The sequence below is a fragment of the Hungatella effluvii genome, assembly GCF_003201875.1.
Taxonomy (GTDB): Bacteria; Bacillota; Clostridia; order Lachnospirales; family Lachnospiraceae; genus Hungatella; species Hungatella effluvii.
In genome coordinates this window covers 264520-289094 of record NZ_QJKD01000007.1, presented here as the reverse complement: position 1 = coordinate 289094, position 24575 = coordinate 264520, and the positions used below count along the sequence as shown (strand labels likewise).

19 protein-coding genes are annotated in these 24575 nt (G+C 50.4%); 4 read left to right on the top strand and 15 right to left on the bottom strand.

Annotation, left to right across the window (positions count from 1 at the left end; translation table 11 throughout):
• Nucleotides 1–87: 87 nt before the first annotated feature.
• The 10 genes from DFR60_RS15435 to DFR60_RS15390 all read right to left on the bottom strand — a co-directional run bounded on the left by DFR60_RS15435 (nt 88) and on the right by DFR60_RS15390 (nt 12945).
• A complete protein-coding gene (locus DFR60_RS15435; RefSeq protein ID WP_110323686.1) occupies nt 88–1809 on the bottom strand; it encodes a peptide ABC transporter substrate-binding protein in 1722 nt (573 codons plus the stop codon).
• 54 nt (nt 1810–1863) lie between these two features.
• A complete protein-coding gene (locus tag DFR60_RS15430; RefSeq protein ID WP_110323685.1) occupies nt 1864–3192 on the bottom strand; it encodes a Gfo/Idh/MocA family protein in 1329 nt (442 codons plus the stop codon).
• Nucleotides 3193–3905: 713 nt separating this feature from the next.
• Nucleotides 3906–5723: an ABC transporter ATP-binding protein gene (locus DFR60_RS15425; RefSeq protein ID WP_110323684.1), complete on the bottom strand. Its 1818-nt coding sequence runs from the start codon at nt 5721–5723 to the stop codon at nt 3906–3908.
• A 12-nt stretch (nt 5724–5735) separates the two neighbouring features.
• Nucleotides 5736–7499, bottom strand: coding sequence for an ABC transporter ATP-binding protein (locus DFR60_RS15420; protein ID WP_110323683.1), 1764 nt, complete (start codon nt 7497–7499; stop codon nt 5736–5738).
• Between the two features lie 268 nt (nt 7500–7767).
• Complete coding sequence (locus DFR60_RS15415) at nt 7768–8547, bottom strand: SseB family protein (protein ID WP_110323682.1); 780 nt, start codon at nt 8545–8547, stop codon at nt 7768–7770.
• Between the two features lie 56 nt (nt 8548–8603).
• Nucleotides 8604–9020 carry a DUF3783 domain-containing protein gene (locus tag DFR60_RS15410; protein ID WP_110323681.1) on the bottom strand — a complete coding sequence of 139 codons (417 nt, stop codon included), beginning with the start codon at nt 9018–9020 and terminating at the stop codon, nt 8604–8606.
• A gap of 17 nt (nt 9021–9037) precedes the next feature.
• Complete coding sequence (locus DFR60_RS15405; protein ID WP_110323680.1) at nt 9038–10024, bottom strand: diaminopimelate dehydrogenase; 987 nt, start codon at nt 10022–10024, stop codon at nt 9038–9040.
• 214 nt (nt 10025–10238) lie between these two features.
• Entirely contained in the window at nt 10239–10526 is a 288-nt protein-coding gene (gene spoVG, locus DFR60_RS15400; protein ID WP_002605625.1) for a septation regulator SpoVG, read from the bottom strand.
• Nucleotides 10527–10552: 26 nt separating this feature from the next.
• Complete coding sequence (glgD, locus tag DFR60_RS15395) at nt 10553–11674, bottom strand: glucose-1-phosphate adenylyltransferase subunit GlgD (protein ID WP_002605624.1); 1122 nt, start codon at nt 11672–11674, stop codon at nt 10553–10555.
• Nucleotides 11671–12945, bottom strand: coding sequence for a glucose-1-phosphate adenylyltransferase (locus DFR60_RS15390; protein ID WP_110323679.1), 1275 nt, complete (start codon nt 12943–12945; stop codon nt 11671–11673). The genes glgD and DFR60_RS15390 overlap by 4 nt, the downstream gene beginning before the upstream one ends.
• A gap of 247 nt (nt 12946–13192) precedes the next feature.
• Between DFR60_RS15390 and asnS the strand changes: the two genes are divergently transcribed.
• The 3 genes from asnS to DFR60_RS15375 all read left to right on the top strand — a co-directional run bounded on the left by asnS (nt 13193) and on the right by DFR60_RS15375 (nt 17636).
• Nucleotides 13193–14584 (top strand): asparagine--tRNA ligase, encoded by a 1392-nt coding sequence (asnS, locus tag DFR60_RS15385; protein WP_110323678.1) that lies wholly within the window; start codon nt 13193–13195, stop codon nt 14582–14584.
• 114 nt (nt 14585–14698) lie between these two features.
• Nucleotides 14699–15769: a metallophosphoesterase family protein gene (locus tag DFR60_RS15380; protein ID WP_110323677.1), complete on the top strand. Its 1071-nt coding sequence runs from the start codon at nt 14699–14701 to the stop codon at nt 15767–15769.
• A 4-nt stretch (nt 15770–15773) separates the two neighbouring features.
• Nucleotides 15774–17636: an ATP-binding protein gene (locus DFR60_RS15375; protein WP_110323676.1), complete on the top strand. Its 1863-nt coding sequence runs from the start codon at nt 15774–15776 to the stop codon at nt 17634–17636.
• A 59-nt stretch (nt 17637–17695) separates the two neighbouring features.
• Here the strand turns inward: DFR60_RS15375 and DFR60_RS15370 are convergent, their stop codons facing one another.
• A complete protein-coding gene (locus tag DFR60_RS15370) occupies nt 17696–18613 on the bottom strand; it encodes a BadF/BadG/BcrA/BcrD ATPase family protein (RefSeq protein ID WP_110323675.1) in 918 nt (305 codons plus the stop codon).
• A gap of 14 nt (nt 18614–18627) precedes the next feature.
• A complete protein-coding gene (locus DFR60_RS15365) occupies nt 18628–19698 on the bottom strand; it encodes an SIS domain-containing protein (RefSeq protein ID WP_110323674.1) in 1071 nt (356 codons plus the stop codon).
• Nucleotides 19699–19813: 115 nt separating this feature from the next.
• Here DFR60_RS15365 and DFR60_RS15360 point away from each other — a divergent pair, with 115 nt between their 5' ends.
• On the top strand, nt 19814–20965 hold the full coding sequence (locus tag DFR60_RS15360; protein WP_110323673.1) for an ROK family protein: 1152 nt from the start codon (nt 19814–19816) through the stop codon (nt 20963–20965).
• 12 nt (nt 20966–20977) lie between these two features.
• On the opposite strand, the gene DFR60_RS15355 is transcribed toward DFR60_RS15360, so the two are convergent.
• The 3 genes from DFR60_RS15355 to DFR60_RS15345 all read right to left on the bottom strand — a co-directional run bounded on the left by DFR60_RS15355 (nt 20978) and on the right by DFR60_RS15345 (nt 24514).
• A complete protein-coding gene (locus tag DFR60_RS15355; protein WP_110323672.1) occupies nt 20978–22735 on the bottom strand; it encodes a glycoside hydrolase family 9 protein in 1758 nt (585 codons plus the stop codon).
• 62 nt (nt 22736–22797) lie between these two features.
• Nucleotides 22798–23652: a carbohydrate ABC transporter permease gene (locus DFR60_RS15350; protein WP_110323671.1), complete on the bottom strand. Its 855-nt coding sequence runs from the start codon at nt 23650–23652 to the stop codon at nt 22798–22800.
• On the bottom strand, nt 23645–24514 hold the full coding sequence (locus DFR60_RS15345; protein ID WP_002605614.1) for a carbohydrate ABC transporter permease: 870 nt from the start codon (nt 24512–24514) through the stop codon (nt 23645–23647). The genes DFR60_RS15350 and DFR60_RS15345 overlap by 8 nt, the downstream gene beginning before the upstream one ends.
• Nucleotides 24515–24575: the final 61 nt, after the last annotated feature.

Sequence of the window (24575 nt, the reverse complement as noted above, 5' to 3'; positions counted from 1 at the left end):
ATACAATGCAGTAATAATTCAACGCACAATGCGGGGCAGTAAATACCTGCCCCGCATTGTCAAAGTCCATGTTCCTGTCTCTTAATCCTATTCTACATATGCACTTTTCAGTTCGATTGCCGGGCCGCCGGCTCCATTAATATAGAAGCCCTTCACGCTGCTCTTTGCCACATTCTTGTCGTATGTAAAGGTAATCGGCGCCAGACCACAGTGTTCCACTGTGATAATCTTCTCTGCCTCTGCAAATTTCTCGCCGCGCACCTTCATATCGGATTCCGTCTTGCACGCCTCCACCAGCTCATCGTACTTCGCATCTGAGAAGAATGCCGGGTTGTTGCCGTCGCCGGTCATATAGCACTGCATAAATGTCATTGGATCATTATAGTCAGCGCCCCAGCCGGTCTGGCATACCTGATACAGCCCCTTGGATACCTGGTTGTTAAAGGATGAGTTGTCGGATGCCGTATCAATCTTAACAATCACGCCAAGCTTTGTCTGCCACTGGTTCTGGTAATACTCTGCCTGAACCTTCGTATCATTATCAGAGTTCTTCTGAAGGAATGTCACTGTAATCTGCTCTCCCTCTTTTCCGAGCTCCTTTAAACCCTCCTCCAGCAGTGCCTTCGGATCCTGAGCCAGAAAATCCTTCATCGGCTCCGGATAGATATCGCGGAACAGTTCTTCGCCGATACTTAAACCGTAAGGAATCATGCCGTAAGCGGCCTGGTCCTTCTTCATAACATTTTTAACGAGAGATTCTCTGTCCAGCGCGATGGAAAATGCCATACGGATTTTCTCATTTGTAAAGATTCCGTTGGGATCTTCATTGTTAAAGCAGATATAGCTGTATCTCGGCTGCGGTCCCTCTAAGAGCTGGACCTCGCCGCCGTCGATTTTAGCCTTTAACGTATCTGCATACTCGCTGCGGACCTTTCTTAAGATATCAAGCTGACCCTGATTAAACATCTGCTCTCTCGTATTCTCGTCCTGCGCCAGCACCATGTTGACGGTTTCCAGCTTTACATTTGCCGCATCCCAGTAATTCGGGTTCTTCTTCAGCACGATCTTGGAACCGCGGACCCACTCTGATGCGTAGAATGGACCTGAACTGCTGAGTTCATCTGCCGTCGCACCGTAGGAAGAGTTCTTCTCGCCCTGTGTCTTGGATTCCGGAACCGGAGTCACATTGGCGAATGTCATCAGCTGTAAGAAATATGGAAGCGGTTCTGTCAGGGTGATTTCCAGCGTCTTGTCATCAACCGCCTTCGCCGCTACATCTTCCTTGCTTCCCTTACCCGTATTGAAATCCTCTCCGCCTTTGATGCAGTAGAAGATTCCCGCGTTGTGACAGTTGACCTCCGGATCAAAAATTCTTCGAATAGAGTTTACATAATCCTGAGCCGTTACGGCCGTACCGTCGGAATACTGATTGTCTCTCAGCTTAAAAGTCCATACCAGTCCGTCATCGGAGGTCTCCCAGCTCTCTGCACCTCCAGGCGTTACTTTTCCGTCCATCAGACGGATCAGCGTCTCCTGAATCTCCAGCACGATTGCATTCTTCTGCTCGTCGTCGGAACGGCCCGGATCCAGCGTATCCGGATCACTGAACATCGGAATGGTCACCACCTGTTCCACTGCACCCGCAGGCGCTTCTTCGGCCTTTGTCCCGTCTCCTGCCTTCGTCTCACTGCCCGCTGCAGTCGTCTGCGCACCTGTCGTATCCGGTGTGGATGTCTTGGAGCTGCCGCACGCGGTTAAGGATGCCGCCATCACTGTTGCCAGACATAAAGCTAACCATCTCTTTTTCATAAAATCCTCTCCTTCTCTTAAACATTTTAAGCAATTCATAAATTGCCAAACCATCTAAAGCTCTTTATATCTCTCACTGCGTATAAATTCATCCAGGGCAACGCTTTCCCCTTCATGAATTCTGGAATATTCAGCCGCCAACGCAATGATATGGCTCTGTATCGACACATCGACGCCGGTTCTTAACTGTCCCTTCGTCTCGCCTTCCTCTACCGCTGCCAGGAAATCGTGGATCAGACGGTTATCGCCTCCCGCGTGGCCGGATAAATCGCCTGCCGTCGCATTGATATCATAAACCTCCGTCTCTTTTCCAAAATTCGTAACCTTCACAATTCCCGTATGTAAATCACCGATGATATCCCCCATAGTACCCATGACCTTGATATCACGGCCTCCTCCGCTGGTAAATGCGCTCATGGTAAAGTTGACCGTCACACCGCCCTCAAATTCCATATTGACCACCTGATGGTCCACCACGTTGTTATCGCAGTGATAAACACAGCGGCCGTAAGGTCCGGTCTTAATCTGGTCATAGATGGCCTCCTCGGTCAGTGTCTGGGAGAGTACGCAGCACGGCCACGCATCGTCACCGGTCAGGTTCTTCTCAACAACATTGCGGATTCCGGTGCCTTTATCCGTAATATAGATCTTTTCCGCATCATACGGACAGTTCTCTTTCGCCGCACAGCCGTCGAGGCAGCGCATGGCACAGCCGTCCGGGGCCATGGATTCCTTAAATAAATAGGTGGAACCATAGGAAGAAACCCGTTCGCACTTCTTTCCCAGAAGCCATACGAAGATATCCATGTCATGGCAGCATTTTGCAAGAATCATCGGGCTCGTCTCCACAGAGTCGCGCCAGTTGCCCCTCACAAAGCTGTGAGCCTGGTGCCAGTATTTGACGTTCTCAAGTCCCTGGACGCTGACCACGTCTCCGATCTGTCCGGATTCGATCACCTCTTTTATCTTCGAATAAAATGGAGTATAACGGAGCACATGCCCCACAGCTACCATACGTCCATATTCGTGGGCCGTTTTCTGCAGAAGAAGACACTCCTCCAGGCTGGGGGAAATAGGCTTTTCGCAGAGAATGTGATATCCCTTCTTAATCGCCTCCACCGCCTGGGTCACGTGCTGTTTGTCCTGTGTCGCTATCACCAGGATATCGGCGAGCTTCGGCTGTTTCAACAAGTCCTCCACCGTTTCAAAACAGTTTTCAGGCGCTACCCCGTACTCTTCCCGGGCCGCCTCCCTCTTTGCGGCAACCGGGTCCGCCACCGCCACTACCTTCATCTCCTCCGGCGCTACAAGCTGATAATGGGCATAGATATCATTTCCCCGGTTGCCCAGGCCTGCAATTGCCGCTGTTACTGGTCTCTTCATATTGATGTCCTCCTTGATATGAGCGCCTGACGGATATTTACAAATCCCACAGGTGCGATACATGCCATCTCCGCTCCTTCTGCCTCTGTACCTGGTACGTAAAAAGGGAAGTAAGAGGATGGCTGATTGACATAATTCATATGGCTTCTTTTCTCCGTCCATCTGAATCCGGCGGGAATCGTAAGTGGCATTCGACCTGTAAGCTATATGCTGTATGCTATATGATAGGTTGAAAACTTAAAAAATTAAAAACGACTTCATCGTTCTCATCTGCTTATATTAAAAATAGCATATTACTCAATATTTGTCAATATATCGATTCTTTTTTAGAACATTTGACTAATCGTCCCCCTATGGAGCCAGTACACAGCGGCTTTTTCACAGCCTGGCCGGAAAAGGGAGAGCGGGCGGCAGGGAGGGAAAGGTGAATGATGCAGAGGTCGGTAGGACTTAGGGCGAAAAGCCGCCGGAGCAGGGGCAAAATCGCGTTTTCAGGACGCAGCGGTAAGTCCCCCTCACATACGTTCGGCGGAATGGTTTGCGGGCACTGAGAGCGAACGCATCAGGCGTTCGGTCGAATTGCCCGGGACCCCTGCGGAGGGGGCTGTTCGCCCTTAGTCCCACCCCTCGGAATCCCTGAACCTTTCCCTCCCTGCCGCCCGTTCTCCCTTTTCCGGCCAGGCTGTGAAAAAATCCGCGTATCCCCCTCCCTTTCACTCCCCCTGAGCCGTATACATCTGAAAATACTCCCCTTCCACACGCATCAACTCCTCATGGGTCCCTTTCTCCACCACTTCTCCCTGTTTGATCACCAGGATCAGATCCGCATTTCTTATGGTCGACAACCGGTGTGCGATCACGAAACACGTCTTCCCCTCCATCAGCTTCCGCATGGCTTCCTGGATCTGGATCTCCGTCCTGGTATCCACGTTGGAGGTCGCCTCGTCGAGAATCAGCATCCTCGCCTCCAGCAGCATAGCACGCGCTATAGTCAGCAGCTGCTTCTGCCCCTTTGATATATTTGTCCCGTCATCTGTCAGGATCGTATCATAGCCATCCGGAAGGCGCTTGATAAACGAGTGGATCCTGGCCGCCTTCGCCGCCGCCACGACCTCCTCCATCGTAGCCCCCTCTTTTCCGTATGCCAGGTTCTCATAGATGCTTCCGTGGAACAGCCACGTATCCTGCAGCACCATGGCGTATGATTTCCTGAGACTCTTTCTCGTCACCTCCCGGATCTCATGGCCATCCACCCGGATTTCACCGGAATTAGGGTCATAAAAACGCATCAGGAGGTTGATCAGCGTCGTTTTCCCCGCGCCCGTAGGGCCCACAATCGCAATAAGCCTGCCCTGATCCGCCTTCAGGGAAAGATCGTGCAAAATAATCCGGTCCTTTTCATATCCGAAATCAACATGGGAAAGCTCGACCTCTCCCCGGACTTCCTCCTCCTCGCTTCCCAGCTCTGCGGCGCCGGGCGCATCTGCCGCCTCCGGGATCTCATCCATCAGCACAAACACCCGCTCCGCCGCGGCCAGCGCAGACTGCAGGTCGCTCATGATGTTGGCAGCCTCATTGATCGGGCCGGAAAACTTTCTTGAATATAGTACGAAAGAAGAAATCTGCCCTACCGTCATGTAGCCGACGAGATAGAGGAGCGCGCCAAATACACTGATTAAGGACAGCGAGAGATTATTGATAAAATTCACCATAGGCCCTACCACACTGCCGTAGTATTCCGCCCTGTAATACGTCTCCACGGCGTCCTTATTCCTCTCCGCAAATTTCCGAATGACATTTTCCTCCTGGCAGTAGGCCTTTAAGGTCTTCTGTCCGGTTACCATCTCTTCCACAAAGCCATTTAAATTCCCCAGACTTGCCGATCTTGCACGGAAGAGCGGACGTGTCTTTCCTGTTATGAACTTTGTAATACAGGCAGACAGCGGCACCGTAAATGCAAATACCAGCACCAGTCTCGGCGATATGACCACCATCATGTAAAGGGCGCCGGCCACCGTGATCACCGTAGTTAAAATCTGTATCAGATCGCTGGACAGCGACTCATTGACCGTGTCGATGTCATAGGAAATACGGCTGATGATATCTCCCGTCTGGTGAAGGTCGTAATACCCCGCGGGCAGAGCCAGCATCTTGTCAAATACGTCCTTTCTCATCCGGTATACCACTTTCCGGCTGATGGTAATCATCAGAACCGAAAGCGCATAGGACAATACCGAAGAAATCACGTAAAATGCCGCCATCCATCCGGCATAATGGAAAACTCTCGAAAATTCCACCTTCCCCATGCCCGGTTCGATAGCGTCAATGGCATAGCCCGAAAGCATGGGCCCTACCAAAGCCAGCAAATTGCTTCCCACCGTCATGATAAAAGCCAGGAGCAGGAGCCATTTATACTGAATCATATAGCGGCCGAGGCGAAGAATCGTGTGCTTTCTCTGAACCAGAGAGCGCCCCTGCGGCTCATTATATGCGGCCTCCAGCCGTTTTTCACTTCTGCTGCGTGCAGCCATGGTCCCGCCCCCTTATATTCCCATCTGGGATTTTCCAATTTCCCGGTAAATTTCACACGTCTCCATCAGCTCCTGATGCGTCCCGTATCCGATCATCTGTCCATCCTCCAGCACCATGATGTGATCCGAGTTCATGATGGAACTGATTCTCTGGGCGATGATCACGCAGGTCGTCTCCGCAAAATGTTCCCTCAGCTCCTTCCGAAGCTCCGCGTCCGTCTTATAATCCAGCGCGCTAGAGGAATCGTCCAGAATCAGAATATCCGGTTTGGCTGCCAGCGCCCGGGCAATCAGAATTCTCTGCTTCTGCCCGCCGCTTAAATTAGCCCCCTTGATATCCAGCTGCGCTGATATACCGCCTTTTTCCTCCACAAACTCACTGGCCCGGCCGTAAAGAACCGCTTCCATGACCGCTTCCTCACTTAGTTCCCTGCCCATATTGATATTTTCCATAATGGTATCTTCAAATATCGTATCATTCTGAAATACAGTTCCGAAACGCGTTCTCAGCTCATGAAGCCCCATGGTGCGCACATCTCTTCCATCAATGCGGACCGCGCCCTGATCGGCATCGTAAAAACGCATCAGCAGGTTCACGATCGTCGTCTTTCCCGCTCCCGTGGCTCCTATAATCCCCAGCGTCTCGCCCCGCTTCAGCCGGAAACTGATGTCCTCCAGGTTATTTTCAACCTTATTATAGGAAAAGGATACGTGATCAAATTCCACGTGGACTGCACCATTCTCCTCGCCAGTCCCCGCCTTTTTCTCCGTTCCTGTCTCGGTCTCCCACGCGGATTCCTCCTCAGCTTCCATCTCCTGAAAAACCAGTTCCTGATCCGCATCCAGCACCTTCACAATACGTGAGGCCGAAGCCGCGGCCTTCGAAATCATGATAAACAGCCTGGAAATGGACATCAGCGCATTCAGAATAATCGTAAAATACGTCATAAACGCCAGTATTTTTCCGACCTCCGAAGTCCCCTGGTTTACCCGGTAGGCTCCAGCCAGAATAACAGCCACAAGACCCAGATTTAAAAGCACATTCATCACGGGATTGGTGATGCTGGTGGTCACGGTAGCCTTTCGCTCCCAGTCGACCACCTCCCGGTTCGCCCGGTCAAAACGCTCCTGCTCATAAGATTCCTTAGACAGCGCCTTAATCACACGGATGCCCGCAATATCTTCCCGGATCAGCCGTACAAACCGATCCACCCGATCCTGCAGAACGGAAAACATGGGAATCGTCTTCCTCGAGACCACCACCACAACAATCGTAAGAAGCGGAAGCACCGCCAGCAGGATACACGCCAAAACCGGATCCAGCGCCATAGTCATGGTAATGCCGCCGATTAAGAGGATAGGCGCCCGTACTCCCAGCCGCTGGACTCTTCCGAGCATCTGATGAACGTTATACGTATCGCTGGTCAGCCTGGATATCAGAGACGGCCTGGTAAAGCGGTCGATTTGAGTGTTGGATAAGCGGCTCACCTTCTCGAATAGATCTCCCCGTATCGTCCGGGTGGCGCTGCTGGCCACCCGGGATGCCATCCGGTTCGCCGCGACGCTGAACACCACCGCCAGAATCGAACAGAAAATCATAAAAAATCCCCACAAAAATATTTCCGGCCTCTGGTTTGCCGGAATCACCGTATCGATCATATAAGCCAGTGTCCACGGAAGAAATAAATCCATCAGCGTACCGGTAAACTTAATCAAAAAGCCGATCGTCATACGCAGATAATACGGTTTTAAATAATACGAAAATATCTTCTTCATACTTCTACCTCGTCCAATGCCTCCATTATACAGGATTCAGCTGAAGCGTGCAAGAATCCGATCACTTTCCTATTGCAGAATAAAGAGTCCGGCGAGCCGGACTCCCGCGCCGGAGCGCGGCTGCATCAGCGGCCATACTTCCTTAGCGCGGAGTGCGCCTCCTGCCCGGAGGGCTTTTTTGTGTAATAGGAGCTCTTTCCTATTACACGAAAAACCGCCGTCCCACGGCCATACCAGCCGCAGGACAACGGTTCTCCTGCACCTCTTCTTACTGTTCGCTTTCCTGCTTCGGCGGGCGGTTCACCGCCAAAGGCAGATTAATTCCCACCGGATTTAAGATAATACCGATGGCATCGCCTGCCAGCACCTGGGAAACCTTCTCCGCCGGTACGATTACCGGCCGCAGCTGCTCTTCCCGGTTAAACTTCTGGAATTCCAGAATGTCTGTAAATGCCGCCTGATAGACATCTCCGTTCTTCATCTTTACCAGCGGGATTCCATTGCCCTCTTTTTGTATGGCAAGAATGAAAGTACCCTTCCGGAAATGCATCTCAATCTCTTCCTGCAGTTCCATGAGCCTGGAATTCATCTCCGGGCCCGGCTGCCTTCTCGCCTCCTGCATATAATAAAGAGCAGTTAAATGCAGCGCCGGATTCTCCACCCAGACCTTGCCCTCCTCGCCGGGCTCGTCTCCTCTCCGTCTGACGAACTCCTCCAGCTGGATGAGCTCCTCTTTCCCGGAATCTGCTACGAAAATAGCGTTCACTCCCATTGTATACAGATTCGTATAGAATAAAAGCAGCTGTTTATTTTCCAGTTTAACGATACTCACCGGGATCTTTTCCCCAGCCAGGCTCTTTGCCTTGGCTTCCGCCTCCTCCGGCTTAAAAAACACCAGAACCTCATCGTCAAATGTCTCCGGATCACACACGACATACGGCAGCTTCGTACATGCAGAAACCACCACATACAGGGCCTTCGTGTCCCTCAAACGCCCCAGCACCGCCTGCTTGTCTGTCTGTGCGCCATTCTTTCCTTCGTTGTCCATGGGTATTTCTCCTTCTCTCTGATTAATCCTATCGTTTCGCTTCGCCTTAATCCGGCTTAAGCCTCATCCTTCTTTGTCATCGCTTCCCGTTCCTTCTTAAGCTCTTCGTACAGAGCGTAAAAAGTCCAGCCGCAGTTCGTCTCCGTGACCACTGCCTTTAACTCAACCTTCGGCACACCAGCCCGGCGCAGTCCCGCGAGCAGCTCGTCGATCCGCCGGTTCGTAAAATTCTTCATTACCAGCATCTCTTCCTCCAGCTCCGGAAGCACAGTTCCCTCTTCCGTCTCCTTCTCGTCAAATCCATCGAAACCAGCCAGATAACCAACCGTCTGCCCGGTCTGTTCCGGTGTAATATTCTTTATCCGGATGCCCATGCGGATCAGAACACCCTTTAATTTTGCCGCTTTCGACGCGTTGCCAGCCTCTTTCTCTCTCTCAGGCTGATAATACAGAACCATCTCTTTCGCCGCCACGCCTCTTCCTCCTGTTCCTAAAGCAGATGTTTTCTTAATTCTTCCCCGCTCAGAGGGCTTAAATACGCAGGCGCTATATCAAATACCGTTTTACAGCCCGCCGCGCCTTCCTTACTCAGACGGTAAGCCGCTCTCGCATACGCCACGATGACGGAGGCCGTGAACTCAGGGTTCGAATCCAGCTTCAGGCTGTACTCGATCACATGGCTGTGCTCATTCTCCCATCCCGTCTTTCCGGTACGTATCACAAAGCCTCCGTGAGGAATTCCCTTATGATCTCTCATGAGCTCTTCCTCACTGATAAACCGGACCGTCGTATCGTAATCGGCGAAATAGTTGGGCATCGTCACGATCTCTTCCTCGATCCGCTTTAAGTCAGCCCCTTCTTCCACTACCACAAAGCACTCTCTCGTATGCTTCTGTCTCGTAGTCAGCTCCGGATTCTCTCCATCTCTCACGGCCCTCAGCGCGGCCTCAACCGGCACCGTATACTGTCTGGCGTCCTTCACGCCTTCTATGCGGCGAATCGCATCAGAATGCCCCTGACTGACTCCCCGGCCCCAGAAGGTATAATCATTGCCCTCCGGCAGAACGGCATTGCCATACAGACGATTCAGGGAAAACATTCCCGGGTCCCAGCCCACAGAGATAATTCCCACGTGGCCGCCCTCCTTCGCCGCCGCGTCCACCGCCTCAAAATGCTCCGGTATCCTGGCATGTGTATCAAAACTGTCAACGACATTAAAACACTTTGCAAACTCCGGCGTCTGAACCGGCAGATCTGTAGCACTCCCGCCGCATAAGATCATCACATCGATCTCATCCTTCATGGACTCCGCCTCCTGGACAGAACAAACCTTCACCCCCGGCGTCAGAATGTTCAAAGACTCTTTATCTCTCCTCGTAAAGACTGCCGCCAATTCCATATCCGGGTTATGCTTAACCGCACACTCCACGCCCTTACCGAGATTCCCATATCCTAATATACCAATTTTGATTGTCATATTCGTACTTCCTCTCCTTGTCATGAACTATCTAAAAGCTATCCCCATTATAACCCGCCTGTCCCACATATGTAAATTGCTTTTTTTCGCTCAACTGGCGATGCCGCGGACGCGGTCCCTTACAAAAAACAAAGCCGCATGGTGTCCAACCGGCACCCCATGCGGCTCCTATCATTCAAATTTCACTTTTCTGCTGCCAATCCCAACTTTAACATCAGGCCAGTGCGGCCTCTTCTTCCGGCATCTCTAATGCGGTCGTCTCATACTTGTCCAGGATTACTCTCTGAATCATGTCACGGGTATTCGAATTAATCGGGTGTGCGATGTCGCGGTATTCTCCGTCTGCCGCCTTGCGGCTCGGCATGGCGATAAACAATCCCTTTTCTCCCTCAATTACTTTGATATCATGGATTACAAATTCATTATCCAGTGTAATTGATACGATGGCCTTCATCTTTCCTTCTTTTTCGATACGTCTTACCCTAACATCTGTAATCTGCATGTCAAAACCCCTTCCCGTCACATTACCTATAATGTGTATCTTTCGTTTTTCTCTACGACAATTTTAATATTGTCCGGTGTACCTATGTAAGTCGTATTGGCGCGGATTGTATCCCGGCTTTCTACTATGCAGTTCTCAATAACCGTGTTGTCCCCAATATACACATCATTTAAAATGATGGAATTCTTAATCACACAGTTATTGCCGATATAGGCTTTTTTAAACAGAACGGAATTCTCAACTACCCCATTGATGATGCTTCCGCTGGATACCAGGCTGTTCTTCACTACTGCGCCAGGATTATACTTTGCCGGCGGCAGATCGTCAATCTTGGAGTATACATCCGGATACTGACGGAAGAAGTAATCTCTGACTTCCGGTTTTAAGAAATCCATGTTTGTTCTGTAGTAGGATTCTACGGAAGCGATATTTCTCCAATAGGAATCCATCTTATACGCATAGATTCTCTTTAAATTCTTATATCTCACCAGAATATCATTGACAAAGTCGTAGCGGTCTTCCATAGCGCAGCGCTCGATCAGCTCAATCAGCTGACGTCTTCTGATCACATAGATGCCGCACGATACGGTATTGGAGGAAGCCACCATAGGTTTCTCCTCAAAATCGGTAATTCTGCCGTCCTCGTTGGTTCCCACCAGGCCGAAACGGGTTACGTCCTCTCCCTCAGGAAGGTCCGTGCAGACTACGGTGATATCGGCCTTTTTCTCAATATGATACTCGAGCACCTTGCCGTAATCCAGTTTATAGATACCATCACCGGCCGAGATGACCACGTACGGTTCATGGCTGTTCTTTAAGAAGGTAAGATTCTGATATAACGCGTCAGCAGTTCCACGGTACCAGTCGCTGCTTTCCGCTGTAATGGTTGGCGTGAATACGAATAAACCGCCCTGTTTTCTTCCGAAATCCCACCATTTGGAAGAACTTAAGTGCAGATGAAGAGACCTGGAATTATACTGGGTCAACACTGCCACGTTCTGAATATGGGAATTCGTCATATTGCTCAGTGCAAAATCTATGCTGCGGTAGCTGCCTGCGATCGGCATGGCTGCAATCGCCCTCTTGTTGGACAATTCCCGCATTCTCTTACTGTTACCGCCTGCTAATACAATTCCTATTGCTCTCATCGCATACCACCTGCCTTTATGATGTAATCTCCGCTTGCCAGTAATCCGTCGGGATAGTCCTCTACGATCGTCTCCCCTACAACGGCGGTGTTCTTTCCAACCTTCACATTATCCGGGATAATAGAGTTCTCACCCACGGTAACCAGGTCAAACTGATATACCTTCGGGTCATACTTGCTCGGTGCGTATTCACCCACGCCGAGTGCGACGTTTGATCCAATCTTGACATTCTCAGCGATGACAGCCTTATCGACTATGGAACCGGCGCCAATCACGCTCTCACGCATGATGATGGAATCCCGGATCACGGCGCCCTTCGCCACGGTAACACCTGCACCGATTACGGAATTATGGACTTCTCCGAATATCTCAGAGCCCTCTCCGATGATGCTTCTCTCAATCACTGCATCCTCCGATACATACTGAGGCGGAATGATATCACTCTTGGTATAAATCTTCCAGTATTCCTCATATAAATTGAACTCAGGAATAATGTCGATTAACTCCATGTTGGCTTCCCAGTAAGAACCTAAAGTACCTACGTCCTTCCAGTATCCATTGTACTCATAAGCAAATATCCTCTGTCCGGCTGCATGGCAGTACGGAATGATATGCTTGCCAAAGTCACATCCCGGTTCCTCTGACATCTTAATCAGGGCTTCTTTCAGTACTTTCCAGCTGAATATGTAAATACCCATGGAGGCCAGGTTACTTCTCGGGTTCGCCGGCTTCTCCTCAAACTCCGTGATACGGTTGTTCTCATCAGTAATTACAATTCCGAAACGGCTGGCTTCCTCAATCGGTACCGGCATGGCAGCAATGGTGATATCTGCATTATTCGCTTTGTGATACTCAAGCATAACCTCATAATCCATCTTATAAATGTGGTCTCCTGAGAGGATTAACACATAGTCCGGGTTATACGTCTCCATAAACTCCAGATTCTGGTAGATCGCATTGGCTGTACCGGTATACCAGTCGCTGCCTTTGCTCTTCTCATAAGGCGGGAGAACGGTTACTCCACCCACATTACGGTCCAAATCCCACGGAATACCGATCCCGATATGGGTGTTCAAACGTAACGGCTGATACTGTGTCAAAACTCCGACTGTATCAACTCCTGAATTGATGCAGTTGCTGAGCGGGAAATCGATAATACGGTATTTCCCGCCAAACGATACTGCTGGTTTGGCTACCTTCTGTGTCAGCACACCTAATCGGCTACCCTGTCCGCCTGCCAAAAGCATGGCAATCATTTCTTTTTTAATCACGTTATCACCTCTTGCTGTTAGAATTTTATTGTACTAGCATTATACCACACATTTTGAAAATAGTGAACAAATATTTGAAATATTATTATACTTTTTTGTGCATTTTCCGACATTTTTCTATTATTATGGTTTTCTTTTACATTTCATGGCAGATATAGCGTTTTTACACAGTCTCCCCCTTGAATCGCAGACCAAAATACAGTATAATCTTAATAAGTATGCGATCATATCAAAAGGAGAAATTATTATGGATTTAGTGACAGTAAGGCAAATATATAAGGACAGGGAGCAGTATTTAAACAAAGAGATTTCCATCGGCGGCTGGGTCAGAAGCCTTAGAGATTCCAAGGCTTTCGGCTTTATCGTCTTAAGCGACGGAACCTACTTCGAGACACTGCAGGTGGTCTACCACGACACCATGGAAAACTTTTCAGAAATATCCAAACTGAGCGTTGGAACCGCTCTGATTATAAAAGGTACCCTGGTTGCTACACCGGAAGCCAAGCAGCCATTCGAGATTCAGGCGACAGAAATCGTCGTCGAAGGCGCTTCTTCGCCAGATTACCCTTTACAGAAAAAACGACACAGTTTTGAGTATTTGAGGACAATTTCCCATCTGCGTCCCCGCACCAATACCTTCCAGGCGGTATTTCGTGTCCGCTCCTTAATCGCCTATGCGATCCACCAGTTCTTCCAGGAGCGTGATTTTGTGTATGTACACACCCCGCTCATCACGGGAAGCGACTGTGAAGGCGCCGGCGAGATGTTCCAGGTGACGACGCTTGACTTAAACGACATTCCGAAGACCGACGAAGGAAAAGTGGATTTCAGCCAGGACTTCTTCTGCAAACCGACCAACTTAACCGTAAGCGGCCAGTTAAACGCAGAGACGTATGCCATGGCCTTCCGCAATGTCTATACCTTCGGACCTACCTTCCGTGCGGAGAATTCCAACACGACCCGCCACGCCGCCGAGTTCTGGATGATCGAACCGGAGATGGCATTCGCCGATTTAAATGACGATATGGAGCTGGCAGAGTCCATGTTAAAATACGTGATCCGCTACGTACTGGAGCATGCTCCGGAAGAGATGAGCTTCTTCAGCCAGTTCGTGGATAAGGGCCTTTTAGACCGTCTTCACAACGTATTAAATTCCGAATTCGCCCATGTTACTTACACCGAGGCCGTAGAGCTTCTGGAGAAGCACAACGACGAGTTCGACTACAAGGTATTCTGGGGCTGCGATCTGCAGACCGAGCACGAGCGCTATTTAACAGAGCAGCTCTTCAAAAAACCTGTCTTCGTAACCGACTATCCGAAGGAAATCAAGGCCTTCTACATGAAGATGAATCTGGATAACAAGACCGTGGCCGCAGTTGACTGCCTCGTTCCGGGGATCGGCGAGATCATCGGCGGAAGCCAGAGAGAGGACGATTACGACAAACTCACGGCCCGCATGGACGAGTTGGGGTTAAAGAAAGAAGATTACCAGTTCTATCTCGATTTAAGAAAATACGGTTCCACCCGCCATGCAGGCTTCGGTCTGGGATTCGAACGCTGTGTTATGTATTTAACCGGCATGTCCAATATCCGCGACGTCGTTCCGTTCCCAAGAACCGTAAACAACTGTGAACTCTAGAATTCTACCACAAATTCCCTACCATCCCGGTAGGGAATTTATGGTATCTTTAATGGTAAAGCCGTGTGAGAAAAACGGCACCGGACACAACTGAGGAACTATGAGGTGATGACTATGAAATTCGTACATATAGCAGACGTTCACTGGGGCATGAGCCCGGACAGCGATAAGCCCTGGAGTAAGGAACGCTCCCAGGATATCAAAGATACCTTCGCGAAAGCCGTCGCACAGGCGGGACAGCTGGAAGCCGACTGCCTGTTTATTTCCGGCGATTTATTCCACCGCCAGCCGCTGGCAAGGGATTTGAAAGAAGTTAATTATCTGTTTTCTACGATACCCGGTGTTCACGTCGTCATCATCGCAGGCAATCACGACCGCATCCGGACTAATTCCGCACTCTTAAGCTTTACCTGGGCGCCCAACGTGACTTACTTAATGGATGAGGAACTCCAATGCGTCTATTTTGAGGAGATCAACACGGAGGTCTATGGCTTCTCCTATCATACCACGGATATTCCGGAGAACCGCCTGGATCATCTGAAGGTTCCTAACAACGGCAGAATCCACGTTCTACTGGGTCACGGCGGCGATGCCAATCATATCCCCTTCGACAAGGGCGCCATGGGCGCGCTGGATTTCTCCTATATTGCCATGGGACATATCCACAAACCGGAGGTATTGATCGAGAACCGCATGGCATTTTCCGGATCGCCGGAGCCTCTCGATAAGACGGAGGCCGGCCAGCACGGCATGTTTATGGGCGAAATCAACGAGGTAACCCGCATGGTGACCTCCTTAAAATTTGTTCCCCTGGCAAGGATTCAGTATATCTCCCTTGCGGTCAATGTGACGACGGCCACCACCAATACGGAGCTGGCCATGAAGATTACCCAGGAGATTCAGAACCGGGGGCCGGAAAATATATTCCGGTTCCGCATCCGGGGCATGCGTGATCCCGACATTTCCTTCGATTTGGACATGCTGTCCACACGGTTTAAGATCATGGAAATCATTGATGAGTCCGAGCCGCAGTACGATTTCTCGGCGCTGTTCGCGGAGCATCCCAGCGATATGATCGGCTTCTATATACAGGCCCTTCAGAAACCGGAGATGAGCCAGGTGGAAAAGAAGGCGCTGTATTACGGAATCAACGCGCTGCTGCGCACCACGGATGAAAGGAGCTGACCGAATGAAAATTCTGGATATCTATATTAACGGTTTTGGAAAATTTCACGGGCGGAACCTTTCCTTCGAGGACGGCTTAAACATCGTCTACGGCAAGAATGAAGCCGGTAAATCCACCATTCACACCTTTATCAGGGGCATGCTGTTCGGCATCGAGAAACAGCGCGGACGGGCCTCCAGAAACGATCTCTACTCCAAATTCGAGCCATGGGAAAACAGCGGCACCTACGAGGGGCAGCTGAGGCTGGAGCACAAGGATCACATTTACCGCATTGAGCGGACGTTTCAGAAGAATAAGAAGGAATTTAAAGTCGTGGACGAGACGGCGGGACGTGAGATTGAACCGACGAAGGCATTTCTCGACGACCTGTTAAGCGGATTGAGCGAGACGGCGTACAACAACACGGTCAGCATCGGCCAGTTAAAAAGCGCAACCGATGAGGGCATGGTGTCTGAACTTAAGAATTACATTGCCAATCTTAACACCACCGGCAATATTGCGCTCAATATTACGAAGGCGACCTCATTTTTGAAGAGCCAGCACAAGGAGCTGGAATCTCAGATGGTTCCGGAGGCGGCCCGCACCTACACCTCTCTGCTCAGCGAGATCCGCAACACCGAGAAGGAGATCGCATCTCCCGAATATGAGAATCAGATTCAGGCCTACCAGCGCATGCGCGTGGAGGTAAAGGATACGCTGGAAGTGAAGCAGAAGGAAAAGGAAGAGCTGATCCAGAAGGTGGCCAGAGGCAAGCAGGTTCTGGCCAACAACCAGTTCACCGATCAGGATTCCATCACGGCCTACTCCATCAAGACACAGGGCACCTTTGACGAGTACACAGAGGCGAAGGAGGTCTGCGGCAAAAAGTCGAAGAAGATCCTTTCGGTGCTCTCTCTCGTCATCGCCACCCTGCTGCTGTGCAGCGCCGGCGCCGTCTATTACCTGGGCGGTGACAACTATGTGACTGCCGTTTACGGGATCGACTCCTTGGTCTGCATCGCCGCGGCGGTGGGCGCGGCCATTATCTTCTATCTGATTGGCCTCATCCTGTATCTGCGGCTGCGGCACAGGCAGAAGGACATGGAGTTAAGCGCCAAGGTCCTGCAGGAGATCTTCTCCAGGCATTTAGGCGACACTGCCATCTCCATGGACGCCATGCGGGCATTTCAGGCGAGAATGGCTGAATTTACACGGCTGAGTTCTGCCATTGCCAAGTCGGAAACCGCCATTGAACAGAAGGCCGCCGAGATCACGGAGCTGCAGGGCCGGCAGGAGAACTGCGGGGAAGTTATTGAGAAACAGCAGAAGACCCAGTGGGAGTTAGAGAAGAAGCTGGAACATCTGTCCGCCTGCAAGACTCAGGCCGAAGGCCTGAAGCACATTCTGGCTGAAAATGACAGAATCCGCGAGGAACTGTCCGCCATCGACCTGGCTCTGGAGACCATGACGACGCTTTCCTCCTCGATCCGCGATTCCTTTGGCCTCTATTTAAATAAGACCGCCTCAGATCTGATCGCAGGAATCACGGGAGGCATCTATACCAGCTTAAGCGTGGATGAGAACCTGAATGTTTTCTTAAACACAAAAACCAAACTGGTTCCATTAGAACAGGTCAGCAGCGGAACGATGGACCAGGTATATCTGGCCCTGAGACTCGCAGCCGCCAAGCTGATTATCGGGGACCACGGGGAGATGCCGCTGATCTTCGACGACAGCTTTGTTCTCTATGATGACGACAGGTTAAAGACCGCGCTGAAATGGCTTGTGAAGGCCTGTGAAGGACAGATTATTATCTTTACGTGCCATCAGAGAGAGGCACAGATGCTGACGGCGAATTTGATTCCTTATCATTTGGTGGAGATTTGATTTTAAGATATGATTACGCCGCGGGGCAGCCGGTAATCCGGCTGCCCCGCGGCTTTTCTTTATGACTTTGCAATGTCCAGAGCGGTATCCAGCGCCGTCTTCTCCGGAATTCTTATTTGAATAGAAGGAAATTCTTTCTTAAGGAGATCCGTCAGTTCAGGAGCTATAATTTTGTTCTTTAACAGAACACTGCCCCAGAGCCAGAGTTCTACCGGCGCCTCTTTGCGGTATCTGTTTAAATCTGCTTTATAATAGACATCCTTTACCAGGGCAAACAGTTCATCCCGGCATTCCCGCAGTATTTTCAGGCCTGTCTCATCTCCCAGCTCATAAGCCTTTTCTGCCAGCGGGGCGTAGGAGGCGATCTGCGTCTTTTCCATTAACATGTCGTTGACAAAGGTATTGATCTCATCCAGCGTTTTCAGGCCGCTCTGGGCTTCGAAAAGTTCGTACAGAATGGGGCAGCTGGTTCTGCCGTCGATGTGGTTGGCCGCCTCTCTTATGACCTTCATTCCCATATTATGGCCGCTCCCCTCATCGCTCAGCACGTGGCCCCAGCCGCCGCAGCGGGTGATCGCTCCGGACTCTCCCCTGGCATATGCGATTGAACCGGTGCCGCAGACCAGCACGATTGCCGGCCCGGTCGACACATGCAAAAATACCTCACAGTCGTTATATACCAGAATACTTTCCGGCCGAAACCCCATTTCCAGGAAGGACCTGCGGCACTCTTCTTCCTGTCTTGGAGAATCGATTCCACTGGCCGCCACGCAGATTTTTACGCAGTCCTCCGCTTTGATCTGTGCCTCCTCCAGAATCGGCAGAATAAAGCTTCGATACTTTTCATTGCACCGCTCATATCCATCTGTATTCATGGTACCTCCGGCTCCGTAGAATTCCCCCGCCCGGCCATCCTCATACTCTATTTTCATGCGGGCAACGGTTCCGCCTATATCTAATCCGGCATAATATCTCATAACTTCCTCCTAGATTACGCTTTTGTGTTTAATACCCCATAGAAATCAGGAAATTTAGGCTTATCACAGTCTATATTTCTGCGTTCTGACCCGAATACGCTCATTACCTGAAAAGCCGGGAGTGTCTCAAATATGCTGAGATATGGATTCTGATTTCCTGACAGCTTAAGTACATGGCTTCCTTCTTCCCAGTCTAATACCGTAATAATCAAGTTTATACAGCCTTTTTCTCTGGTGTAGTGATCCAGGGCAGCCATCCGTTCCACATTCTTTTCGCTGGCAGGAAGGTAGAGATGACACATTCCCGGAGCAATCGTGTTATTGACGCCATGCAGGTATTCCTCAAATTCATAGGCCACCGCCGGTATGTAAAGAGTCTCCAGAAGCTTAAGCGCTCCTTCCTGCGCCGCATAATAGCCGGCGTCCTCCGACAGAATGGTAACGTGTGGGATAACAGCAAGTAAGTCAGCCTGATTCCGGCAGAATTCTATACTCTTTTCTATATTTGAGGGCGCTGCATCTATGGCCTGGTTCAGTTCCTCCAGAAAACGGTCAGAATCCCCATGGTCTCCCAGGTTCCAGGCTCTGCCCAGAGCCAGGCCCAGAAAATAGAGGGTTAAAACCGTGGCTGTCATTCCTTTCGTCTTCGGGCCCACCGTCTCCTCCCCGCAGGCGATAAACTGGTGAATGTCACCTTCCTTTGCCACCGGAGACTGTTCATCGGCAGTTACCGCCAGAATGCGAAAGCCGCGTGCCTTCCATTTCTTTACTGCATCTATGGTGGATGTACTCTTCCCGGACTGAGATACAGCGATCAGCAGCGTCTCTTCCGGATTTAAGAGCCTTAAGAGGCCGTCCAAACGGGTCGGCACCACTGCAGCAGCCTCCAGTCCCAGCATCTTTTCATATAAATCTGCCGCAGCCATAGATGCGATATAGGAACTACCGGAGCCGAGAATCACGATCCGTTTTGCCGGCTGCTGTAGTTTTTCAACTGCTCCCTGAAAAAGGGACTCTCTGCCATCCGTTATTTTTCGCCATACTTCAGGCTGTTCTTTTATATATTCCAACATTCTTCTTGCCATATTGACTCTCCTTTTTTTATTTCCTCTCCTCTTTAAAACGCCGAAAAGCGTTTGACTGTCTGGTGTTCTAATGCTATGATTCTAGTATCATGATCCTGCAGAAGGGAGCTTTACCGTGAACCAGTACATGCCGAAATATCTAAAAACCAAAAACCGTATGATGATTTTTGATTTGTTCCGCAATCAGAACATTATGAGCCGCGCGGAACTGGTTCGCATCACTGGAATCAGCTTTCCCACTGTCTTAAAGATAGTCGACAAGCTTCTGGAGCTGGGAATTCTCATCGAGCTGGAAGAGACGACTCAGAGTCCCGGCGCCGGGCGGCGCGGCCATCTTCTTCGTTTTAATCCGCGGGCATACTACGCCATCGGACTCGAATTTGAAGGGCAGATCGTACATATGGGTCTGGTCGATATGCTGGGAACCTGCCAGTACTGCCGGTCAATCCATCTTCCGGTCCAGAACCACACGCTGGAGCTCTCAAAGCTGACGAGAGAGATCAGCAAGCTGATGGCACTGGCCGCGGGCGAGCAGATTCCCGTGCTGGGTATCGGAATCGGTTTTCCCGCTATGGTGAATCCACAGACAAACAGCATTATTCATATGTCCTATATGAACATCGACCACGAAGTAACGTTTGCAGAAGCATTTCCGGAGTTTACGGATGCTCTCCCTGTTCCGTTTTTCCTGGACAACGACGTGAACTTCGCCTGTCTCGGCGAGGCATTTTTACGCCGCAGATGTCCGGAATATCAGAACCTTGTTTATTTTACTCTGGGTACCGGATGTGGTGTCAGCTATATGATGAATGGGGAACTGTGGTACGGCGCCACCCATAAGTCCGGAGAGATCGGCAACATGCCTGTCACTTCTTTCCAGATACCGGGGGCGGAGGTCCCGGAACCCAAGCCATTTGAACAGCTGATCAATCTGGAGGCCATCTACCAGCGTTTTCAGATTAATTTGCAGCAGAATCCCGGTTTTCCGGAAACTATGAGGGATGAAATTATCAATTATCTCTGCCCTTACCTGAGCTATACACTGACCAACCTGACGTATTTGCTCGATATCCAGCACTGTGTCCTGACAGGGATCATTCCACTGGCGCTGGGAGACCCCCTGCTGCAGAGAATACAGGAGGCCATCCGCACCACCCTGGTGCACAATACCCTTCAGATCGAACCGTCGATCAGCCGCGACACCGGCATTATCGGCGCCGCAGTCACTGTCTTTAATAAACGCCTGGAGGTTCTTTTCGAGGAATAGAGCAGAATCCTTCTATATCCGCTTATAGGCCTCGGCCAGTATAAACCATGTCACATGAGGAATCCATTGTTCCGCCCAACGCCAGTTGTCCTTTACACTGCCGCCTGGTTCCCGGATAAATGCGATTCCTTCTTCATTGTCCTCCGCACTCGTAATACCATTGCAGATGCCGCCGGGACAGTTCATGAAATCATACCTGTCGTTAAAGAAGTACTGGATGTTATTTCGTCCATACCCCTCCATCATACAGGAGTCAAACGGGTTTAATCCCATAATCCAGTTGATCTGCTGATCGGCAAAGAGCTCCAGCGCACCTTTTAATTCCGTATCCCGGGTTACCGCAAGAAGCGCTCTGGCCGCTGCCGAAAGTGAGGCAATTCTCGCATTTTCGCCCTGCCACCACGGCTCCACCGCAGTATGATGAGGGAAGAAAAACTGTATCCTTTCTATTCCCTTCTCGTCTTTATACAGAAATCTCGGATAACCGAACGGGTTGTTCGCTGATGCAGATACAAAAAGCATGTGGCGCATAAGCATCTCTGCCATCTTTATCGCATTATTCGACTTTTCCTCATCCATTTCGACGGCTGCATACTCGATCAGCGCCATAACGGGCAGTCCCTCATCGGCCGCATGGTAATACGGTTCGCCATCTCTCACAGTTAAATAAGCCTTCTGATCCTCTTCCATCACCATCCGTTTATAGATTCGTTCCGCCATGGCTCCGGCTTCCATCAGATATTCGTACTCTTCACTCGCCCGAAACAGCTCCGTCAAAGCCAAAAGAGAACAGTATTCATCAATCAGATTCCAGGCTCCGTCATTAGTATATTGCTCATTGTTCTCATATAAGTAGTGCCATGCGTCCTTGGCCGCCAGCAGATACTCATCTCTTGTATAATCGGTGCCCGGATAGTAATGCCTTGAGGCCGCTGCCAGAGCGGCTATAGCCGTTCCGCCGCCGGAACGCAGACTGACCTCATAATTGGTGTCATTCACCACCTCTTCATCCGCTGTCGCCGCCTTTTCACTGAACTGGGAACTGGAGGCGTGATACTCAAAACCGATCTTACGGTTTCCCCGAACATGGGCCAGGGCATTGGCGCGGCTGATGGAACGGAAGAATCCGCCGGAAGGCGCACGCAGACGCATCAGAAAATCGGCGCCAAAGCTCCCTTCGTCCAGCATTCTGCGCTTCAGCATGGTATACTGCTCATTTCCGGACGCTGTCAGTTCCTCGGCCGCCTTAAAAAAGGTATATGCGCTGAATGACGCCTGCTGCGGATTATGTACGGATCCATGGGATAAATGGGACAGATGGATGCCGTAATCCCCCGTAGCGTCATACCAGCCGCCGTGGGCGTCCACCCGCCCCGCCCTCTCTCCGTCGAAACTGAGACTGCGGTCTTCATGGAGCCACTCCCCGCTGGAACGCTGTGCCTTAAAGTAATAGCAGGCTGCATTAATCAGCCTCATCGTGACGAGCGACTGCCGGATTTCAAAACTCTCACTTACCACCGTGCCGGATGACGTCTCCAGACAGATGCAAAAGACGCCCTCGCCCTTCCAATCCGAAAAATCCAGAGTCCAATAGTAGCCGGTATTCCACTGCGCGACTTCCCCGCACTCCGCCGGAACGCCCTCGAACACGGTTTTCCCGCCTTCCCGGCGCACGCAGAAATGAACCGGCTGATCCTCTCTCTTTCCCTGATATACCGCGGTCTTTCTGCCGCCGGCATCATACCCCAAATGATTAACAAGCACTTCCATAAAATCGATCCTCCAAATTTACTTCCGCCTGCGGCGGGATGTTTTACTGATACGCCGACAGGTCAGCCTTTCACCGCCCCCGCCGTAAGACCTTTGATAACCTGCTCCTGGGATATTACATAAAGAATGAGCAGCGGCACGATTGTCACGATGATCGCTGCCATCATACTTCCGTAATCGGTTCCGAACATATTGCTGACCATGGATAGAATCACGCAGACCGGCTGCTTGGAACGCTGTGACAAATAGACCATGGATGTCAGCAAGTCGTTATAAGACCAGATGAATACCATGATTCCGACTGTCGAGAACATCGGTTTGGACAGCGGCATGGTAATACGGGAAAAGACATAGATGGGTGTAGCGCCGTCCATAATGGCGGCCTCATCCAGTTCATCAGGCAGCGAACGCATAAATCCGGTCAGCAATGTGATGGAAAAGCAGAGATTTCCCGCAATCTGAGGGATAATGGCCGCCGCATGAGTTCCTCTGATCGGAAGCTTGCTGATCGTTACAAAGTTGGGAATCATGGTTGCAAAGGAGGGAACCAGGAGGCAGGCAATAAGTACTGCATCCGCGTATCTCGTCCATTGAAAACGGAATCTTCCCAGCGCAAACGCCGCTAATCCGGCCACAAGCACCACTCCGACTACCACGGAACCGGAAATAATAAAGCTGTTCAGAAACGCTCTGGACATGCTTAAATCCGGATAACTCATGATTGTCTTGTAATTGTTGAACTGAATGGCGGAAGGCAGTGCCACGCCATTTTTTACGATCTCTTCTGACGTCTTAAAGGAGTTGACGAATACCCACAGCAGAGGGATGATTGTCGTCAGCGCCCAGGAAAGCAAAATCACGTATTTTAAAACAGCTGCTGCCAGCTCTTTTCCGCGCCCTTTTCTGTCGTCATTCATTTTCCTCACCTCCCGAAAGCAGCTTTCTGAGTACGCTGGTCACCGCCACGCCAAGCACGATCATGACAATCGCAATGGAGCTGGCATAGCCTCCGTTCCCGCGCGCAAACGCCTTCTGATACATATAGGTGCTGAGCAGCTGGCTGGAATCCAGTGGTCCTCCATTGGTGACCATGAAAATGATATCGAACACTTTAAAGCAGCCGGAAATTACCAGAACAATCGATGAGGTGAGCACGCTTCTCAGCATGGGAATGGTTATGTAGGCGGCCTTCTGCAAGGGCCTTATTCCATCGAGCATAGCCGATTCATATATATCAGCGGGAATGTTGGCAATTCCCGTTAAGAATATGACGAAATAGAAGCCCACATACTGCCACACAACCGGAATCAGGGCTAAGTATATCGATGACTTCTCATTGATCCATACCTGTTTCTCTCCGCCAAACAAAACAACGAAATAGTTGAGCAGACCGTATTCATATTTATAAATCAGGGTAAACATAAGGCCGATCGCCGTAGCTGAAATAACGATAGGGAAAAAATAAATCGTGCGGAAGAACTTAAAACAGTGCCTGATTCCATCGACCATGATCGCCAGGATAAGGGCAAATCCGATCTGGAAAATAAGTACTCCTGCCATCAGAATCACAGTGTTGCGAAGAGCCACCCGAATCACGGGATCGGCAATTAATTCCTTATAATTATCGAGGCCAATAAAGGTCTGTTCCGTGGAAAAATTATACCATGCAGTGAAGCTGTAAAAGATGGTTTTTCCCAGCGGATATATCATGAAACACAGCAGCAGCACCACGGCAGGAATCAAGAATATGATTGCTGTCCTTTGTCTTTTCGCCTTCATGAAGCATTTCCCCTCTCTTTTCTGTCAGGGCGGCAAAAGCTCTCACTTCTGCCGCCGCAAT

Bases quoted from the DNA above. Each gene is read 5' to 3' on its own strand.
- DFR60_RS15435 (WP_110323686.1), bottom strand. From the start codon at position 1,809: ATGAAAAAGAGATGGTTAGCTTTATGTCTGGCAACAGTGATGGCGGCA.
- DFR60_RS15430 (WP_110323685.1), bottom strand. From the start codon at position 3,192: ATGAAGAGACCAGTAACAGCGGCAATTGCAGGCCTGGGCAACCGGGGA.
- DFR60_RS15425 (WP_110323684.1), bottom strand. From the start codon at position 5,723: ATGGCTGCACGCAGCAGAAGTGAAAAACGGCTGGAGGCCGCATATAAT.
- DFR60_RS15420 (WP_110323683.1), bottom strand. From the start codon at position 7,499: ATGAAGAAGATATTTTCGTATTATTTAAAACCGTATTATCTGCGTATG.
- DFR60_RS15415 (WP_110323682.1), bottom strand. From the start codon at position 8,547: ATGGACAACGAAGGAAAGAATGGCGCACAGACAGACAAGCAGGCGGTG.
- DFR60_RS15405 (WP_110323680.1), bottom strand. From the start codon at position 10,024: ATGACAATCAAAATTGGTATATTAGGATATGGGAATCTCGGTAAGGGC.
- spoVG (WP_002605625.1), bottom strand. From the start codon at position 10,526: ATGCAGATTACAGATGTTAGGGTAAGACGTATCGAAAAAGAAGGAAAG.
- glgD (WP_002605624.1), bottom strand. From the start codon at position 11,674: ATGAGAGCAATAGGAATTGTATTAGCAGGCGGTAACAGTAAGAGAATG.
- asnS (WP_110323678.1), top strand. From the start codon at position 13,193: ATGGATTTAGTGACAGTAAGGCAAATATATAAGGACAGGGAGCAGTAT.
- DFR60_RS15380 (WP_110323677.1), top strand. From the start codon at position 14,699: ATGAAATTCGTACATATAGCAGACGTTCACTGGGGCATGAGCCCGGAC.
- DFR60_RS15375 (WP_110323676.1), top strand. From the start codon at position 15,774: ATGAAAATTCTGGATATCTATATTAACGGTTTTGGAAAATTTCACGGG.
- DFR60_RS15370 (WP_110323675.1), bottom strand. From the start codon at position 18,613: ATGAGATATTATGCCGGATTAGATATAGGCGGAACCGTTGCCCGCATG.
- DFR60_RS15365 (WP_110323674.1), bottom strand. From the start codon at position 19,698: ATGGCAAGAAGAATGTTGGAATATATAAAAGAACAGCCTGAAGTATGG.
- DFR60_RS15355 (WP_110323672.1), bottom strand. From the start codon at position 22,735: ATGGAAGTGCTTGTTAATCATTTGGGGTATGATGCCGGCGGCAGAAAG.
- DFR60_RS15350 (WP_110323671.1), bottom strand. From the start codon at position 23,652: ATGAATGACGACAGAAAAGGGCGCGGAAAAGAGCTGGCAGCAGCTGTT.
- DFR60_RS15345 (WP_002605614.1), bottom strand. From the start codon at position 24,514: ATGAAGGCGAAAAGACAAAGGACAGCAATCATATTCTTGATTCCTGCC.